Source organism: Streptomyces dysideae, assembly GCF_001514305.1.
Lineage (GTDB): Bacteria > Actinomycetota > Actinomycetes > Streptomycetales > Streptomycetaceae > Streptomyces > Streptomyces dysideae.
The window spans coordinates 1-1,296 of record NZ_KQ949193.1; the positions used below are offsets into that span (position 1 = coordinate 1).

Sequence of the window (1,296 nt, forward strand, 5' to 3'; positions counted from 1 at the left end):
CCGGGGTAGAGGGGGTGCTTGTCCGCCAGGGCCTTGACCCGGGTCTTGAGTGCCTCCGCGTCGGCCTCGCCGAAGGGAGCGGGCGCCTTGAGCGTCTCCGCGATGACGTCGGCGACCTCGGCGAAGTCCTCGGCGGTGAAGCCGCGGGTGGCCAGGGCCGGGGTGCCGATCCGCAGGCCCGAGGTGACCATCGGGGGGCGCGGGTCGTTGGGGACGGCGTTGCGGTTGACGGTGATGCCGACCTCGTGGAGGCGGTCCTCGGCCTGCTGTCCGTCCAGGTCGGATGCGCGCAGGTCGACCAGGAGCAGGTGGACGTCCGTGCCGCCGGAGAGCACGTTGACGCCGGCCGCGCGGGTGTCGTCGGCCGTCAGGCGCTCGGCGAGGATCTTCGCGCCCTCGATGGTGCGGCGCTGGCGCTCCTTGAAGTCCTCGCCGGCGGCGACCTTGAAGGAGACGGCCTTGGCCGCGATGACGTGCTCCAGGGGGCCGCCCTGGAAGCCCGGGAAGACGGAGGAGTTCAGTTTCTTCGCGAAGTCCTTCTTCGCCAGGATGATGCCGCCGCGCGGGCCGCCGAGGGTCTTGTGGGTGGTGGAGGTGACGACGTCGGCGTAGGGGACCGGGTTGGGGTGCAGGCCGGCTGCGACCAGGCCGGCGAAGTGCGCCATGTCGACCCACAGGTAGGCCTCGACCTCGTCGGCGATGCGGCGGAAGGCGGCGAAGTCGAGCTGGCGCGGGTATGCCGACCAGCCGGCGATGATCACCTTCGGGCGGTGTTCCTTGGCGAGGCGCTCCAGCTCGGTCATGTCGACCAGGCCGGTGGCGGCGTCCACGTGGTAGGCGATGACGTTGAACTGCTTGCCGGAGAAGTTCAGGCGCATGCCGTGGGTGAGGTGGCCGCCGTGGGCCAGGTCCAGGCCGAGGATGGTGTCGCCGGGCTGGGCCAGGGCGAACAGGGCGGCCTGGTTGGCGGAGGCGCCGGAGTGGGGCTGGACGTTGGCGTATTCGGCGTCGAAGAGTTCCTTGACCCGGTCGATGGCGATCTGTTCGGCGACGTCGACGTGTTCGCAGCCGCCGTAGTAGCGGCGGCCGGGGTAGCCCTCGGCGTACTTGTTGGTGAGGACGGAGCCCTGGGCCTCCATGACCGCGACGGGTGCGAAGTTCTCGGAGGCGATCATCTCGAGGGTGGACTGCTGGCGGTCGAGCTCGGCGTCGACCGCGGCGGCGACCTCCGGGTCGAGCTCGTGCAGGGACGTGTTCAGGACTGACATGCGTCTACGACTCCTCAGCCGGCGGTGT

Annotated in this window: 1 protein-coding gene; it reads right to left on the reverse strand. The window is 70.4% G+C overall.

Annotated features, from left to right (window positions below):
* Nucleotides 1-1,268 (reverse strand): serine hydroxymethyltransferase (glyA, locus tag AQJ91_RS48330; protein ID WP_067036805.1); only part of this gene is annotated, 1,268 nt, incomplete at its 3' end.
* Nucleotides 1,269-1,296: the final 28 nt, after the last annotated feature.